Annotated in this window: 17 protein-coding genes and 1 pseudogene; all 18 read right to left on the bottom strand. The window is 48.2% G+C overall.

Annotated elements, in window-relative coordinates; all coding sequences use genetic code 11:
- Positions 1 to 288, bottom strand: a pseudogene (locus tag FD01_RS06855) (ABC transporter ATP-binding protein); the annotation flags it as partial.
- Between the two features lie 17 nt (positions 289 to 305).
- The gene (locus FD01_RS06850; protein WP_082611745.1) at positions 306 to 932 is read right to left on the bottom strand and encodes a hypothetical protein; all 627 of its coding nucleotides are present in this window, start codon (positions 930 to 932) and stop codon (positions 306 to 308) included.
- Between the two features lie 9 nt (positions 933 to 941).
- Positions 942 to 1919, bottom strand: a complete 978-nt coding sequence (locus tag FD01_RS06845) for a CHAP domain-containing protein (protein ID WP_056963389.1) — start codon at positions 1917 to 1919, stop codon at positions 942 to 944.
- A complete protein-coding gene (locus FD01_RS06840) occupies positions 1919 to 3829 on the bottom strand; it encodes an ATP-binding protein (protein ID WP_054717609.1) in 1911 nt (636 codons plus the stop codon). Before FD01_RS06840 ends, FD01_RS06845 begins: the two co-directional genes overlap by 1 nt.
- Entirely contained in the window at positions 3813 to 4409 is a 597-nt protein-coding gene (locus tag FD01_RS06835) for a hypothetical protein (protein WP_054717613.1), read from the bottom strand. Before FD01_RS06835 ends, FD01_RS06840 begins: the two co-directional genes overlap by 17 nt.
- The gene (locus tag FD01_RS06830; RefSeq protein WP_054717616.1) at positions 4396 to 4731 is read right to left on the bottom strand and encodes a hypothetical protein; all 336 of its coding nucleotides are present in this window, start codon (positions 4729 to 4731) and stop codon (positions 4396 to 4398) included. The genes FD01_RS06835 and FD01_RS06830 overlap by 14 nt, the downstream gene beginning before the upstream one ends.
- A gap of 11 nt (positions 4732 to 4742) precedes the next feature.
- On the bottom strand, positions 4743 to 5489 hold the full coding sequence (locus FD01_RS16600; protein ID WP_225436214.1) for a hypothetical protein: 747 nt from the start codon (positions 5487 to 5489) through the stop codon (positions 4743 to 4745).
- 333 nt (positions 5490 to 5822) lie between these two features.
- Positions 5823 to 7148 (bottom strand): pLS20_p028 family conjugation system transmembrane protein, encoded by a 1326-nt coding sequence (locus FD01_RS16595; protein ID WP_404820830.1) that lies wholly within the window; start codon positions 7146 to 7148, stop codon positions 5823 to 5825.
- Between the two features lie 10 nt (positions 7149 to 7158).
- Positions 7159 to 9708, bottom strand: coding sequence for a VirD4-like conjugal transfer protein, CD1115 family (locus tag FD01_RS06820; RefSeq protein WP_054717619.1), 2550 nt, complete (start codon positions 9706 to 9708; stop codon positions 7159 to 7161).
- A gap of 258 nt (positions 9709 to 9966) precedes the next feature.
- Positions 9967 to 10050 carry a putative holin-like toxin gene (locus FD01_RS16590; RefSeq protein ID WP_225420736.1) on the bottom strand — a complete coding sequence of 28 codons (84 nt, stop codon included), beginning with the start codon at positions 10048 to 10050 and terminating at the stop codon, positions 9967 to 9969.
- Positions 10051 to 10197: 147 nt separating this feature from the next.
- The gene (locus FD01_RS06815) at positions 10198 to 10788 is read right to left on the bottom strand and encodes a hypothetical protein (protein WP_054717622.1); all 591 of its coding nucleotides are present in this window, start codon (positions 10786 to 10788) and stop codon (positions 10198 to 10200) included.
- Positions 10789 to 10793: 5 nt separating this feature from the next.
- The gene (locus tag FD01_RS06810; protein WP_054717625.1) at positions 10794 to 11942 is read right to left on the bottom strand and encodes an ArdC family protein; all 1149 of its coding nucleotides are present in this window, start codon (positions 11940 to 11942) and stop codon (positions 10794 to 10796) included.
- Between the two features lie 2 nt (positions 11943 to 11944).
- Complete coding sequence (locus FD01_RS06805; protein WP_054717629.1) at positions 11945 to 12175, bottom strand: hypothetical protein; 231 nt, start codon at positions 12173 to 12175, stop codon at positions 11945 to 11947.
- A gap of 9 nt (positions 12176 to 12184) precedes the next feature.
- Positions 12185 to 12655: a single-stranded DNA-binding protein gene (locus FD01_RS06800; protein ID WP_054717632.1), complete on the bottom strand. Its 471-nt coding sequence runs from the start codon at positions 12653 to 12655 to the stop codon at positions 12185 to 12187.
- Between the two features lie 63 nt (positions 12656 to 12718).
- Complete coding sequence (locus FD01_RS06795; protein ID WP_056963387.1) at positions 12719 to 14167, bottom strand: immunoglobulin-like domain-containing protein; 1449 nt, start codon at positions 14165 to 14167, stop codon at positions 12719 to 12721.
- Between the two features lie 5 nt (positions 14168 to 14172).
- Positions 14173 to 15465 carry a hypothetical protein gene (locus FD01_RS06790; RefSeq protein ID WP_056963385.1) on the bottom strand — a complete coding sequence of 431 codons (1293 nt, stop codon included), beginning with the start codon at positions 15463 to 15465 and terminating at the stop codon, positions 14173 to 14175.
- A gap of 16 nt (positions 15466 to 15481) precedes the next feature.
- The gene (locus tag FD01_RS06785; protein WP_054717635.1) at positions 15482 to 15700 is read right to left on the bottom strand and encodes a hypothetical protein; all 219 of its coding nucleotides are present in this window, start codon (positions 15698 to 15700) and stop codon (positions 15482 to 15484) included.
- Positions 15693 to 15976 (bottom strand): hypothetical protein (locus FD01_RS16290; protein ID WP_235802939.1); only part of this gene is annotated, 284 nt, incomplete at its 5' end. The genes FD01_RS16290 and FD01_RS06785, both read right to left, overlap by 8 nt.

The following is a 15976-nucleotide window of genomic DNA, read 5'->3' as shown; positions in this document are numbered from 1 at the left end:
CTTTGCGCGGACGGCAGCCAACGGATCAAGCTGATTGTCACTGACATAAAAGCCCAACCGATACGTTTGATTGCTATACCGTTTGGCGTTTGCATAGATGAAAGTGTTCTCGCCCATCACAAAGGACTTACTCGTAGTTAACCCCGATTCATTGATGTTTTTGGGGAAGACAACGAACAAGACCAGCGTCATGCCGATTGCCGCCAGGATCCAACCAAAAAGCTTTTTGAAACGCTTCTCCGCTTTGTTGTGGTCCAAAATCTGGACATGTTTTTCTTCGACGTCCAACAGGATTCCTCCTTGCTTTACTGATTGCTTCCGGCCTGATCAGTGACCGCAGTGAACATCTGACTATGGCTCACTAGCCCTCGATCAAATCGCACCAGTAGCACGCTTGAGTATTGGGTATGGCTACTATCATAGGAGTAAGAATAGGTCATGTGGACACTCACCAACGCATCCTTGCTAGCACCTGGCTGGATCATCGCAGTAATGGTATTCCACTCAATTTCATAAGCCGTTGCCTTGGTCTGAGTACCAGAAGTCGCAGTAGTTGGCGCCAGTTGATTGACTTGTTCTGGCGTCGCTAGCTTCTTTAAGGCTGCCCGTTTTGCGCTTACGCTAGGCGAATAGTTCTGTAGGATTTTAGCGTATTGGATAGCCGTATTCTTGAGCTTCTGTTCACTTGACTTGTAAGAGGAGAGCTCAGCTTCAGCAGACTTTTGTGCGGCCTTGGCCACGGACTCAGCTTCCGAATTACTACTTGACGCAGCCTGCATTTTTGACTTCACCACGCGGGTTTTCGTGACGACTTGTGGCTGCTGCTGTGCGATACGATACCAACAACCACCCATCACAACCGCCAAGACGGTTGCGAGAATGGCATAGCTGATCAATGCAACTCGGCCTAAATTATCGATTCTAAAATTCACTTGATCACCTCATTTTTTATGGATATAAACGAATGACGACACGTTGCTGAGGGTCTGATAATTCGGCCCTGTTGACGAAGAAAAGCCCGTGCCACCTTGAGAAATTTTGATAGTACCAGCACTACGGTTGTAGGCTTCCACATACGCAACGTGCCCGTACTGGGGATCAGCTCGCCAGGTGCCAACCATCTGCCCAGCCGCAAAAACTACGATCGTGCCAGCCGCGGGTGTATGGTTCACGGTGAAGCCCGCTGCCGCGGCTGACATACCCCACTGACAACCATTGCCCCAACCGTTGCCGGACCACCCACTACGCGCCTTAGCAAACCAGGTGCATTGACCTTTTGGATAGGTATTGCCCGTAGTATTCAGCTTATATTGCCCGGTTAGCTCCGATTGGTCGATTCCATTTAAATCAATCTTGCCAGGTACCGACTTAAACCGTGGTGATCCTTGAGGCCCTGAGTGCAGCCACTCCATTTTTTTAGTCCCCATGATTGTCGTCCAACCGATTGACGATTCCCAATCCGAGTTGTTGAAGAAAGCCAGCAGTTGATCTAGTGCATTAAGTCTATTGGTGTGCCCTTCCAGGGCATAGTAAGCGAACGTCCCCGCCGTATATTGCAGGAGACCCGCGGCCTCATTGCCTCCAGAATTAATGTCTTGAACTTGTTGAATGACGGCAGCGTTGCCGCCTGATTCATTCTGAATGACAGCTTCTAAGTTCTTAATGAAGTCATCACTAGGATCCGCATTCATCGCAGTTGCGGCGATTCGGACCAGCTGTGGATCATATTCGCCATTGGTGGCAACGTCGCTGCTATCAGTACTTGATTGACTGAGAAACATCGCAGCGATGCCAACGGTGAACACCGCCACTAGCACTACTCCAATAGCTGTCAGTAAGGCCGGCAGGCCGGCCCAAGCAATTAACTTCCGAACAAAAAGGGCGTTCTTCAGTGCCTGCTTTTCATGACGTGAATCCATTAAGCACCACCTTCAAACGTCCTCAATTCATCATCTGTAACTTGGAAGTTCATGTGCAGCTTATCAGTCCCGACCAAGAGATATGCCTCACCTTTACCAAAATCCGGTAGACTAGCGAAGTCCTGTTCCGTCATCATATTGCCAAACAGCGAACGGAGAATCCCTGGATCTTCTTTGGTCTTGATGGTTGAAACGTCGTGCTTCATCAGCACCTTGTATTGGCAAAGCGAATACAATTGATTGAGCGCATTGACCGCCTTGACCATGCCCTTATCTGAGACGTTAGCACCACTTGGAAACATCCGTTCCAAGCGTTGCGTGGCCAATACAATTGACCCAAACATCTTGCGATCCTCGGACATTAGTTTGACGAAAAAGTCTGCGACGAAAGACTTGTCTGTGTTCAAGATAGTGTGGCATTCATCAATAATCATCAACCAGTGTTGCACATCGATCAGGTCTTTTTCACGCGCATCGTAAGCTTTCTTTTGGGCGCGCCCCAAGCGCATACAGTTGTTATACGAGTCGATGATCGCGTTATAAATCTGTAAGTCCTGAATCGAATCTTGCATTGCGTCGATCGTGTTCAGCTGGTACGAAACCACCTGCAAGTCGCTCAGATCTGGAAAACTTGAATAGCCGTCAAAGAGATCTCCAAAGGTTGACTTCAGTTGACCCAGTGACAACAAAATCGACTCATAATAGCGCGACATCTCAGGATAAAGGCCTTTAACGGAAGCTTGCTGAATGAACGCCACAATATCTGAAAGCGTCGGATACTCGTTAGCTGCCAATGCAGTCACCGGCGGCCGATCTGGATCAAGATAATGATGCTGCTTGTAATAACGATCACACAATTGTGAGAAGGCGTTGGCCGTGCGTTCATCAGCATCTCGATCAAGCAACCGATACTTGATCGCCAAGCCTCCGATATGAGCACGATAGGAAGCAATGACATCTGGATCCGAAGTCTTCTCGTCATATTGCGTCGGATAGACCTGGAACATGTTGATGATCCCGTCGGAGCCATCAAGATTAATCACCGTGCCATTGAACTTGCGAACCAATGTCGCAAACTCCCCCGTCCGATCAAATACTCGTACTAGGTCTCCGCGAATAGCACGCTCCCAGAGAATTTTCTTGAGGCTTGTAGACTTGCCACTACCTAAATCTCCTGAGAGAAATGTATTGTAATACGTCCGCGTGTTGGTAACACGAAACATGTCCCAGTAAACTGTCCCACCGGTTGGGGTGTAGCCGAAATATGAGCCATACGGATCACTCAGAGAGGTTTGATTATGCGCATAGCCCAGCCCCATAACCTGCCCGCTTAATGGTAATCCCGTGCGTCCACTAGGCAAGCGCGACTGTTCGACAATGGGCAAGAACATCGACTTGTATTCGTCCGCGTTCTCGTCTAAAAAGACTGTCGCGCCATAACCATCAGTCGCCAAATCCGAGATCACATCGTTGACTTTGCGGTTCAAGCGATCCACGGAATCTGCGTAAAGATAGATGCGCATGCTGACCTGCTTGATCACTTCACCTTGTTTGTTGAGCTCCACGGATAATCGCCGCAACGGTAATAGTTCCTGGTCGATTAAGTCGCTTTCAGTCGTTGAATAAGCGCGGTGACGTTGAATCTCAAGTTCTGAAATTGAGCTTGAAATTTGTTTGGCATAGTTGATCTTCGGGTCCGTGAAGTAGTCTACTACAGCCGTTGCGCCATGCACTGCCGTCAGCTTTTTAAGCCAAAAATCGCTAAAGGTATCGGGAATTTCATAGACATGCACACAAGCCATAAAGATGCTGCCCAGGCGAACAAAATACTCGCTCCTGGTATCTAATCCACCAGCCGGTTGGATCTGATAGACAAACCCATCATCAATTTTGCTATTGTTCTTCTTCACTGGTATCCACCCCCGGATTGTTCATCAGCCGATACATCAGTTGCTTTTCTGCGATTGTGGTCGGCTGAAACCCATAAACTGCACCCTTCGCCTTGGCGTCTTCAATGTTGGCTTCAAGTTGCTTAGGTGTCGTGCCGAATAACATGATCCAACTTGATAGCTTGCGATAATGCATCTCAAGGTACTGCAAGTTGTAGAGTTCCTTTTCCAATTGTTCGACGAGAAACGGATTGTTGGTTGCCTTGATCAAATGTCGAAAATATTGTTGCTGCACGTCATTATTTTCTGGGAAGTTCAAGAAGATTTCTTTGACTGAATGGGTATATTGACGCATGAAGCGCCACGATCCATTCTCAATCGCATCAGCTTCCTGCAAAGTTAACCGATCCAGATCATGCTTTTCTGGCTTCATGACATCCGCGTAGTAAGTAGACAAACCACTCTTGAGAATGATATAGCCCTGCTTGCTGATGCCAACAATCGGCAAGATTGCAGTAATCTTGCCGCGCTGCTTGCGTTCTTCAGTCTTAGTCCGCTGGTCACGTTCCTTCCGGCGATCAAGCGCATTAAATCCGGCCATGGCGAGCACCTTCCTTCTCTTCATGAAATTGATAGACAGGCCGTTGGATCGCGTGATAAGTCCGGCGTGACTTACGGACAATCTGCATCAACACCTGGTAATTTTTCTTGTCATAGACGCTAGACGGCGACAGCATCAGATACGTGATTACCGCAGTTTCAATTGGTGCTAGGGCTTGCAGAAACGGTGAAACAAAGCGCGTGAATAGCAGCCATGAGATCCCCGCTGCTACCAAGATCACGATGAAGTCTGCAATCGTCAAGTTCTTAGAATATTGTGCTTTCATCATCATCTTTTTGGAAAATGAAATATTGTGATACATCTAATCGCCTCCTATTTCAGATTTTTGCCTTGGCGTAGGCTTTGACCAGTAGTTTGACCAACCCGATATGCCCGTCGTACCGCCGAAACAGTTGGTGACTTCGCTAGGGACTGGTGCGCCCCGATATTGATATCGGTTAATCGATTGGAGATCACTGTGCCGATCGTTTGGTTGGTCGTTGCATCAAATTGATGTTGAGCGTCCAAGGCGGCATGTTGATCATTCAGCATTGCCGTCTGCCCAGCCTGAACTGCACTAGCAGTTGCCCGCGGCATTGATTGTGTGGAAACATGTGGGACACTGTAACTAGCTGTGTTACTTCCGCTGCCACCAAGCACTTGCGATTGCTGTTGCGGCCGCGACGATTGAGTCCCACTGGCTGGTTGCGTTGTCGCGCCGGGCATTGTGGTATAACTTCCTTGCGGACTGTCAGCGGCGCCAACGGGAACGGCTTCGCCATGACTCATATTTGGCACAGCGTGTACAGGACTCGTCCCATAACCGAGGGCTTGTCTTGCTGCTGATGTGCCTAAAGATGGAGCAGATCTAGTGTTCGTACCCAGTTGACTTGCTTGTCCAACTTGACCTGGCTTAAGCTTGCTCCCGACTAAGTCCTTAGCAGCTTGTGGCATTTCTGGCGCCGCAACATCTGGTGCAGAGTAGTCTTGACTTCCACCTAAGCCACCATCACTAGCTTGGGTATCTTCTTGTTGTAGCTGTGGTGCCGTAGCATCACCAGTTGTCGAATTAGACACCATATCATTACCACCTAAGGAACTAATGCTGCCACTCCCGATATCCGCTTGTGCTGGCAAATCAGGCGCAGCTGTGGCAGGTTCTTCAATACCGTTACCGTTGACCGCCCCAGTTCCAAGCGCATCTTCATTGGTGTCTAACCCGGCGTTGGCAGGATTATTTCCTTTTTCGGCATCAGCACCTAGAGCCGGTGCGGCCTGCTCCTTCTCACTAGCATTTGGTTGAGCAGTGTCTGCTGACGAAGCTGATGTTGGAACGTCGCCTGTCTGAGTGGCTGTAGCCGGGCCTTTAGAGGCTTGATTCTGATCCGTCCCATTAGATTTCGTTGGATCAAGTTATGGCTTCTTATTCGACGCAGCAGCTGGTGTCACACCACCAACCTTGTCACCTGGTAGATTGGGCTTTTTGGTTAGGCCATTGGCAAAACCAGCCAGTGCTGACCCGCCAACGAGTCCTTTATTGGCAATCCCCTTAGCAACACCACCGAGCTTCTTAGTTGCATTCAAAGCAGACTTAGTCGTACTACCAGCACCACGCGCTAACAACATGACGTTGGTCATCGTTTGCGCCATTGAAGATAGTCCGGCATCAATACCAAAGACTGCTTGGATGATATTCGGGCCATCAAGCACAAACAGGAAGGCGCCGATCATCGCAAAAATGCGCGCAACGCCGCCGACTCCCGCACGAGTGATAAAGCTTAAAAATTGTGCATAAAATTGTAGAATCACACACAGTAGAAACGCGACTACGAACGAATCGCGAAGCTTGGCAATTATCTGGCGATTGCGCTTACCCGAGTCAAAATCGGTGAGGGCTGCGCCTTGAGCTAGCAATCCAATGAAGTTGATTTCCATAATGATCTTGACCAACTTGAAAATAACGATTGCTACCGTGATCAAATACAATAGAAGGTTCGCGGCTAGAATCCATGGATGCCAAGAGTACCGATAGTAATTATCATCGATTTTGAAAGCACCTTGCATGTTGTGCAGTTCCCATTTACCATCTGAATTCATCGACAACTGTTTCGCAAGGATTTTAGTACCATCGTCACTGGCCTTGGAGCCGCCAAACCAGCCCCCCGTGTCGACCTTCTCATTGATACTTAGGAGTTTGATGTCTTCCATATTTTTGATCCGGTTAGTGGTTTTGGGGAGCTTAGCTTTACCACCACTCGTCTTCCACCCGGCCTTATCCAGCATATAGACGTCGGTGATATTGCCTTGATAAATTGAAACTGCCGATGGTGTATTCACCATGGCTTGTTCTGCACCAGCAGTAATCAGCTTCGTCCCTTGGGTCATAAGAAATGTCAAGCCGAAAAACAGCAATACTGCCACCAAGAAATTATTGCCCTTCTCATGGTAATCAACACGCTTGTTGTGCATCATCATCAGGCCCGCCCAGATGATGCCAATCGTGGCCAAGGCCCAGATAATAGGATCGTACGTCTTAAGAAATTTCTGAAATGGCGCATAGCCCCAGAAATCCAGCAACTTGTACATTTTTGCAAAAATTCCGGAAAGCGCATTAACAATGGTGGTCAATCCGTAGATGAGCATGTATCCGATCCACCGTAACCCGTCAGAAACAAAGTTGGTAACGTGCAGGTAGTCTGCATAAGCTCTTAGGACTGATATAATTTGTGAATCACTCAATTGATTTCACCTACAATTCTTCATCCTTAATCTGAAACAGGATCTTCAGTTGCCGATACGCTTCCGGCAATAGATCCCGATTCTTGATCAAAAAGATCTTCATCTCGCCAACCGTTTCATATCCCATAAATATCAATTGGCGATCAACTGGCATGTGATGCTCCACAACATTGTGTAACATCTCAAGCTGCCCTTTGGTGAAGACTTCTTCAATCGAGCGAAGATCCTCTTTAATTTCGCTAGTAACATTAGGTTTCACAGTAGTATGCTCCTTTCCTTCTGACGCAGATTTAGTGCCTGCAAACGGGTCTACAGTCGTCTTCTTGTGCGGTGCGGCCTTCACAACATCAATGTTGCGAGTGCCATCAGGCTGCTGCGTGACTTTGTACTCCACGTTTTCTGAAGTATGAACGTAGAACTCCTTCGGTTCCGCTTCCTTCTTGGTCGGCTTCTTAGGATTCTTCGCGCCTTCTACTTCAGGGGCTAGACCAAATTCCTCACAATTGATGACCAGCTCACTCAAATCAAGATCAGCATGACTTGAGCGCTTGTTGTCGTTCAGTTCTTCAAACGTCTGCGGATGGTTGAACCGATCACCAAGGTACTCATAGGCAAAAAGCATGCCGTAGCCTTTGGTCGAATCTGCAAACACGGGCCATGCTGTGATATTTTGGCCCTTAAGATCCTGACGTTGCTTGGCACGGATCAAGATCCACTCACCCTTACGCATCTGACGTAATTCTTCGGCGGTCATCAAATCTCGCGCTTGTTCGCTCTCGCCGTATGACTTGTCCAGGCTCAGTGGATCCCCATGACGGGAAGGCGCGATGATGGTCTTCTTACCTAATAACGATGCAAAATATTCTGGATCATGCTTGCCTTCAGGGAGGATACAAAGCTTATTCCCACACGCATCGAGGATGGCTTCGGCGCCACGCTCCCCATACTTATCTTGTAGCTGCGGGATCGACTGAAAGACCAAGTCGTACAAGATGCCCCGCTGCAAGCCGACGTTCATCGAGCGCGACAAGCCGTAGATTGCCGGAATGTTGGAAACTTCTTCATAGAGATTCAGGACTCGACGCGGTAAAGCCGAATCTTTAGACATCGTAGCCAACTTCGATAAAACGTAAGAAATCTGCGACAGGAATGTGGAAACAATCATGTAGTTGGAGTCGTCATAGTCTGGATAGCAGATAAATAAAGCGATCGGTTTCTCTCCGGTCGCCAATTGAGAGATGTCCATATCGCTATGGGACGTTAGTCTGGCAATCGAGTTCAGCGTGAAGTTCTTCAATTTCGCCATGGCGCCTGTGTAAATCCCGGAACGGGTAATCCCTTGAGAGAAGGTAATCGTGCCGTACTGTAACTTGGCCGGGTCATTGATTGCCAAGCCACCAAAGAACTCGTCTAGCGCCGTTGTCCCATTTTCATCAGGATTTGTTCCTAGTTCATTGAGCATGACCGAAACGGTGTACATGGTGACGCGTTCTGGTGTATCCGCTTTATAACAGACCCGACACACGGCTAGAATTAACGCGTTACACAACGCAATCGACGCTTCCTCCCACATCGGATCCGAATGATTTTGATCGTTGTGGAAGATTGAATAACTGAGGGTGTTGCAAAGTCGCTGCGCTTCGTCATAGTCTTGCTTCCAATAGGCAACCTTGACCAATTCCAAAGGGTTATAACCCATCGAAAATTCTGGCGTGATAAGATTTAGGATCTTCACGTCCCAGCCATGACGTTCAAACTCAGCTTTCGTATTCTTGACCATATCCCCTTTTAAATCAGTTACAATCACTGACTCCTTGATCGTTGCACGCATGATCAAATCAAGCTTGGGATAAGTGAATGCTTGAGTTTTCCCTGATTGCGTCCCCGCGACCGCAGCAGTGTTGGTCTTGTTACGATCAACTAGGTCATATCCATGCTCTGGTTCGGGATCTCGCTTGTTTTCAACGAGTTCACCCCCTTCGCGTTGCTTACGGGCGGCGATCGCATCAAAACCAATCGCCGCTTGCACTGGCTTCATGGTGTAGGTTTTAGGAATTGTTAAGGTCAACGCATCAGCTTGATCCAGAGGAATGTGCAACTGTGGCGTCCCTGGATACCCTTCATATAAACTATCGTCAAGCGGGATCGCCACACTTTCTACTGCTAGTTCTTCCGGTTCTGCGAAGCGTGCAGTACCCATTGATCCAGTGTTGATGTCACGATAAGCAATCCGCATCTGATAGAGCTTCATCGGCACTTTCCACAGCCAAAATAACAACGCTATTGCCAATGGAATCAGCAAGAATGCTGGCTGCGTCAGTGGCACAAACAGACTTTTCAGGCTGAATACCTGCCGCCAAGGAAAGTACATTAATTGCGCATTAGCAATATTTTTAGGCCCGGCCTGAATCAGGTTATGTGCCATCGTTCCAAAGTAATAGATGACGTGGGTCACCAGGTTTACAAACATGTACACGCCGACGAAGCTGAGTACCCCAACGGTCGCAATCATCTTAGGAGCAGCAAGAATTTTCTTCCATTGTTTAAACGGCGTATTCATTAAAGTGATCACCTCTTCTTAACAAATTGCATGAAAAAAAGCAGTCAGACAAAGGGATTGTCTGACTGCTTGCATGCGGTTCTAAATCAAAACGTATAAAGATATTGCCGCACTGATCGTGAGTGCGCTATAATGTAATTGTAGTAAAAACACCGACGACACTTGTTCAGCGCCGCCGGTGTAGGCAAGGCCGGATTCCTCCGGTGGCCAGCTAAATCAAGTTACTTTTCAATAACCGTCAGCCGGGAAGCAGGACGGTTATTTTTTGTTGTCGTTTTTCATGATTTCCACGATTAGGACCGCGAAGGCGATCATCAAGGAAAGCGTCTGATAGACACTCATGCTTGCTCCTTTCAGAGCAACGACTACAACAAAGGCTCATAGGCATCACTCCCTTCTTTACGAAAGCAGCTAGCCACCGTCCGGCCTTTCCTCACCAAAATACATTCTACCAGAATTTCTGGCGCATACCTACCTTATTCATAACGGCTATCGTCGTTGAGTCTTATTCAGACGTATTCGGCGCCAAGCGTTCTGCACGTCTGCAATCCCTTCTTGGATACCAAACACCAGCGTCGTTGCTGTTGCAACGGCAATGATTAAGCTCAGCCAACCGTTCAGCCCTGGCATGATCCGTTGAAGAAGGCCGCCACCAACGTAGCTGGCAATCAAGTACAGGGCAAGGTTCGCAACGCTGAGCTTCAGCATGACGCTAATTAGATCGACGAAGGCCACTCCGGCAGCAAGTAGTGCGATCGTCGCGATAACTTGATACGGCTGGCCTACTGGTAATTTTTCCATCTGATTCGATGCGATCCAGATGGCTGCGACTAGAAGAAAGAAACCACATACTAATTGAGCCGCCTTATAGATCTTATTGTGGCGCCGATTGTATGCTGCCACGCGCGCGTCCCACGACTGGTTGTCATCATAAGTAATGACGACTGTGTGCACCAAGTTTCCTGCCGAAACCAGCCCCAAAACATCCATGCCAGCGGATTCAAGCTCATATAGCGCGTCACTGACCCGATCGTTCAAGGCGCCCGCAGAAAGCGCAGTAACCGTCTTTATGGCTTTCATCCGGATCACCGCCCCATCGTCGCTTGAACAGATTGCTTAACCTTTACAGGTTCATTGTTACGTTGTGTCGGCTGAACCTGCTCTGGCCCCTGGCTTTTTTCTTGATGTTGATCTTGAGACTTTTCCATTGATGCCGAAACGTCATTGATGATGGCGTTCGCGCCACGTTGAATGTCATTCATAATTGCTGCTTGTTGCTGCTCAGGCGCACCATCAACCGCTGTGAACTGATCTGTCCAGCCAGCAATATACGGCTTGGCACGTTCAAAAGTATTGATTCCCATGGACTTGCAGACAACATAGCTAGTCATCTCCGCTTGCAATTCTTTGATTCCGCGATAGGTTTTGCCCAGCACATCGTGAGTATCCCAAAACTTTGAAACATCTTTACTTTCAGCGTTATGCAACCGGATATGGGCGATTTCATGAACAAGCGTTGCAGCGTATTCCTCCTTACCCAGCCCCTGCTTCATAAAAATTTCGACAGGTTGGCCGTCTGGCGTGCTAATGGCGGCACCTTTGGCCGCACCAAGCTTGCCAGTGACCGTTGGAAATCGGGTCGTCGTTGAATTTGTTACTGGTGCGCCAAGCTGGCTGGCTTCATCACGCAAAGCCGCGATCAGTCTATCGACAGCTTCTGGATGCTCATCGGGAAATTCAAAGGGTCGATTCGGGAAAATCTTAGGATAGTCTGCGGCCTTAGCGTTAGTCTGGGTTATATCAAAGACGCTGCCCAAGCTAAAGTATGTTCCTGACTGCGTCGGCACACTTGAATCCTTAGCTGCTACCTTTGCTTTCGTACCCGCGCTAAGCTTGGAGTATGACATAAAGGATTTAGACTCGTCATCAAAGTATCGTTTGTATGACACTGGTACCAAAATCTTAAGGCCATGCTCACCACGCTTGACGTGTAGCCCTTTATCCGACCAGGTCTTGTAAGGAGCCACATACAAAGCCCCTTCATATTGCGAGCGGATCATGGCCGTATTGCGAATCGAGTAGTTGTGTTGCGTGGCCATGAAGTTCAAAAACTCTACGCGATCCTTAGGAGACATCGAATCCATCCGAATCTGCGGAATGGCACTGGTCATCAAATCCTTGATCTCTTTTTGTAGCTGCTCTGGGCTCTTCTTGGGATATTTTTTTTGAGCCATTGCTAGACCTCCTTCCGGAAAAACTCAGACTTCGTCAGCACTGGCGTGAAATCTTCATCCGGATCATCATTGGCGATGTTTTGTTGCAATCGATCATCTGCGTCGTCTAGCATGGCTTGTAGCACACCAGCGCGCTCACGAGTGACCACGGCAATCACATGATCGCCGGTCTCACAATCCATTCCGGTGATTTGCGGCCCGATCACCGACTCCAAAATAATCAAATTTTCCATAGCTACCACCTAGCCCCGTGACTGATAAGGATCGTCATAAGGAGACCGTCCGAAACTCGACTCCGGCATTGGTGGCTGCTGAACTTGTGGCTCCTGCCGTGGTTGGGCGCTACGTTGTTGCGCTTGGCGTGGCGCTGGTGCCTCGTTCGCATTATCCGCTAAGATGTAGTAATCAAATGCTTGGATTCGATAGTTGGTATGCGCATTGCCGTCATCCGTTTGGTAGGAATTGGACGACCAGCAACCATTGACCAAAACGACAGTGCCTTGGCTTAAATGACCGCTATTAATCTCCTCAAGAAACGTTTCAGCTAAATCTCCTGAGAATTGCACAGGAGCTGAATCGGTGTGCGTATTGCCGTCGTTGTAATGACGTGTGTTTTGCATATAAATTTGCACATACTTACGGTTCTTGCTTTCGCTAACTTTTGCTTGTGAAACGACGGTGCCCATGAATGAAATCGTATTTTGCATTTGCATAATGTCTTTCCTCCTAATGAAAACAGCGCCTCATTAGGGACGCTGCTTAGTCGTAAATTCATATCACTGCATCACGGCTTCGGAATCTTCCGTAGAGTCCGAGTCGACCGCCGAGGCGGAAGACTCAGACCCTTCAGTCGAATCACTAGTCGTTGGGTTATCTGATGATTGCACGGTAACGATGGTACTTGCGGTCGTCTGTTGACCAAATTTATCGGTAACAGTGTAGGTAAGCTTGTACTGGCCTGGGGTATCTGAGTCAACACCACCACTGAGTTCAATGCTAACGTCGCCATATTTACTGCTTGCCGTAACGTCATGAACCTTTACATGTTCGCCCACTTTAATCGTGGTCGGAATTTTGCTGATATCTAACGTCGGCTTGTCTGCAAATACTGTAACCTCTTGCTTTGCCGTAGCAGGTGCGCCGTTGTTATCTGCAATCTGGTAGTTCAGATCATAAACACCAGGCTTCGACGTATCGACGCTACCACTAACGGCTACCCGACCAGAAAGATCGCCATCTTGGAAGTCGCGTGCAATAACGCCACTCATGGCATTAAAAGTGGTCCCAACCTCGATTGACGTCTTAGAGTTGGTCACATAAAGTGCCGGCGCGTCATTATAGATGACTACTTCACGCTTTGTGCTTGTCGTATGACCGGCACTGTCTGTAACTGAGTAGTTCACCCAATAAGTTCCAGGAGTATTCGTGTCAACGCTTGAAGCGTCCACATGAACAGCTTTGATCAAGTTCCCATCTTCAGCATCGCGTGCAACAACACCCGTGAGATAGTTGATAAAATGTTGATGGGAATGGAACCTCATAGACCCTAAAGCCAAGATTACTGGTACATGATCAACCTTGACAGGCGTCGTTTGTCCGGAGTCATCACCTGTATCTGATCCACCATTACCTGGAGTAGCGGTTTCTGAGTCGGTAGTCGTTCCCCCATCACTTGGCAATACAGGTGTAGCGTCTAAATTAGACTGATCACCAGTTGCATTTCCAGTCACATTATCAAGCGGTGTCAAGGTTGCGTCGTGATTACCAGCATCTACAACCGTCACTTTGTCAGCATTCTTTTTGACCGAATCGTCATCATCGCTGGCAAGCGCCTTTGCCGCCAAGGCGACGAACTCCTTAGTAGTGTCTGAAGTAACAGCCTTGGCTACAGCACCAACTGGATTGACGATGGCTTTCAAAATTTCATCGGCAGCATTACTTTCGCCGTTGCCACCCAACAGGGAATCCACTAAATCATCCGCAGACTTAGACTGCTTATGTCCTTTAGAAGACCCTGTCGTTGAGTCAATCAATGAATCAGACGAACTCTTCTTTTTTGTGTGCTTTTTCAGCGGCACTTGGATCTTACCCGGAGTTGAGCTATTTTGACTGGTGGCAATATTATGAGCAAACAAGCCGCCTCCACCTAGCACAACCGCCGAGAACAATAAGATTATTGGCCACTTGCGGCGCTTTTTTTCGTCCTCTTGTTGTTCAGGTTCCATTTCTATCACTCTCCTAATGTCTGTAACTGATGCGTAAAAGCTTCGACGTTCGCCGTAGCGCTCTTACGTTCGGCAGCAGACTTCTTTTTATCGTTAGCGTCACGTTGATATTTTTCGATTGCCTGCTGGTAGATGCGGCCTGTTTCAATAGCCTTCTCCAAGGACTTATTGTTCAGCGTCTTGTTGAGCGCCGTAGCCTCATCAAAGCGTGCAGCGTGGACATAGCCCAGTGCGATTACCAATGAAAGCTTGTCGCTATTCAGATCTGCATTCAGCACAGCGGCTTGATCCAATTGATTTGTTTTTACATAGGCAATTGCAAGCATCGTTTTGCGTAGCGTGGTCATCTTTGCTTTGGTGGACAGATCAACGACTTGTGAATATTTGGTCTGCTTAAAGGCTAAATCGAACTTGCCTTCATCTGATGGATAGGCTGCAACGAATTTCTGTAAAACTTTTTCACTACCGGCAGACGCTAACTTGTTTTCAATCACAGTCCGCTTAGTCGGATAGGCTTTGGCAGCGGCCAGATATTCCTTGTTGGCAATCAGTCCTGAGTATGTCGGCGGCTGATTGGCGCTACTCAGCACACTGTGGCCGACCACAAAAAGGGTGAAACAAGCGACCAACAAGCCTAAGACCACGAAGCCTCTACGGATCGCGGTGGCACTCAGTCGCAAGCTTCGCGGATGCGGCTTATTGAGCTTAGCCTTGTGTGGCTCTGGTGTGACAACCCTAGGCGCTTTCCGGGGAGTAGGATCTAGGAAATCTTTAATCAGCTCCCGCGCGCTAGATGTTTCCTGTTCAACTGCCAGCGGCGCCGGATCAGGTTCTTCAATATGCTCCTTGGGGTCTTGCTTTTGGGTTAAGTGATCATCAAGCTGCGGTGACTCACTCGTAGGCTCCTCAGGATGCACTTCTTGATCCGAAGATCTGGTATCAGTTGCCAATTGAACCTTGTTCTCACTTTGTAGCTGTTGGCCAAGCCGATCTAAAAAAGTCTTCTTTTCAGCCGCCGGATAATCCGAAAAAAGTTCCGATGATAGCGTGTGCTGAACGACAGCAATCAGATTGTTGATGTAGGAAAGATGCTTACCAAATTCCAACTGATCAACGAAAGCACTCTCGTCATTATCACCGTGAATCACCATCACAATGGCTTCACTGAATTGATGATCGATTGCGTACTGCTCAGCTTCACTAAGCAAGCGTTGTGCCGCGTTTAGCGAGTACCGATGCGACCTAGACTTCAGCACTCGGCGTAGCTTACGGGCGCCTTGAAAACTAACAGAAAGCATGGTACTCACCTTCCTTTTAAGCCGCTTTCAGCCAGGAAATGATAGCCGCAGCCGCAATTGTGATCAATAACCCAATCGCAACGTTTTTCAAACCGTCGCGGGCTTGCTCAACCTTTTGGGGGTTCTTCTCCATGTGTGCCATACCATAGATACCCAGCTTGACCGTCGCATACAGCCCTGAAATTGTCCCGATTGCTGTAATAATGTATTGAAGAATTGTGGTGACCTTACTCATGTTGTTGACTCCTTTCTACTGAAGCATTTGCATTGTTTAACGCGTTGGCGGCAAGCGGATTTTTCGCAGCTTGTCCAAGTGCTTTCACGATAATGTCTGTATTTTCATCAATCACGGCTTGATACTGGTCATATAACCATTGATCCGGATCCGTGCCTTTTAGTTTTAAGACTGTCGTCGCAAGTTTCCGCGTGCGACTCAGATCACTTTTATTCACTGCCATAGTTATAATCACGCAAGCGCTGCGCCCTTGCCCAAAAGGCAATGAAAAGGCTT

The sequence above is a fragment of the Lacticaseibacillus manihotivorans DSM 13343 = JCM 12514 genome (assembly GCF_001435035.1).
Lineage (GTDB): Bacteria > Bacillota > Bacilli > Lactobacillales > Lactobacillaceae > Lacticaseibacillus > Lacticaseibacillus manihotivorans.
Note: the sequence above shows the minus strand (reverse complement) of the source record. Positions and strands in the feature narration are given on the sequence as shown.

Coding starts and splice junctions, on each gene's coding strand:
- FD01_RS06810 (WP_054717625.1), bottom strand. CDS start 11,942: ATGGCTCAAAAAAAATATCCCAAGAAGAGCCCAGAGCAGCTACAAAAA.
- FD01_RS06830 (WP_054717616.1), bottom strand. CDS start 4,731: ATGTATCACAATATTTCATTTTCCAAAAAGATGATGATGAAAGCACAA.
- FD01_RS16600 (WP_225436214.1), bottom strand. CDS start 5,489: ATGGTGTCTAATTCGACAACTGGTGATGCTACGGCACCACAGCTACAA.
- FD01_RS06820 (WP_054717619.1), bottom strand. CDS start 9,708: ATGAATACGCCGTTTAAACAATGGAAGAAAATTCTTGCTGCTCCTAAG.
- FD01_RS06795 (WP_056963387.1), bottom strand. CDS start 14,167: ATGGAACCTGAACAACAAGAGGACGAAAAAAAGCGCCGCAAGTGGCCA.
- FD01_RS06785 (WP_054717635.1), bottom strand. CDS start 15,700: ATGAGTAAGGTCACCACAATTCTTCAATACATTATTACAGCAATCGGG.
- FD01_RS06800 (WP_054717632.1), bottom strand. CDS start 12,655: ATGCAAATGCAAAATACGATTTCATTCATGGGCACCGTCGTTTCACAA.
- FD01_RS16590 (WP_225420736.1), bottom strand. CDS start 10,050: ATGAGTGTCTATCAGACGCTTTCCTTGATGATCGCCTTCGCGGTCCTA.
- FD01_RS06845 (WP_056963389.1), bottom strand. CDS start 1,919: ATGGATTCACGTCATGAAAAGCAGGCACTGAAGAACGCCCTTTTTGTT.
- FD01_RS06805 (WP_054717629.1), bottom strand. CDS start 12,175: ATGGAAAATTTGATTATTTTGGAGTCGGTGATCGGGCCGCAAATCACC.
- FD01_RS06790 (WP_056963385.1), bottom strand. CDS start 15,465: ATGCTTTCTGTTAGTTTTCAAGGCGCCCGTAAGCTACGCCGAGTGCTG.
- FD01_RS06815 (WP_054717622.1), bottom strand. CDS start 10,788: ATGAAAGCCATAAAGACGGTTACTGCGCTTTCTGCGGGCGCCTTGAAC.
- FD01_RS06835 (WP_054717613.1), bottom strand. CDS start 4,409: ATGGCCGGATTTAATGCGCTTGATCGCCGGAAGGAACGTGACCAGCGG.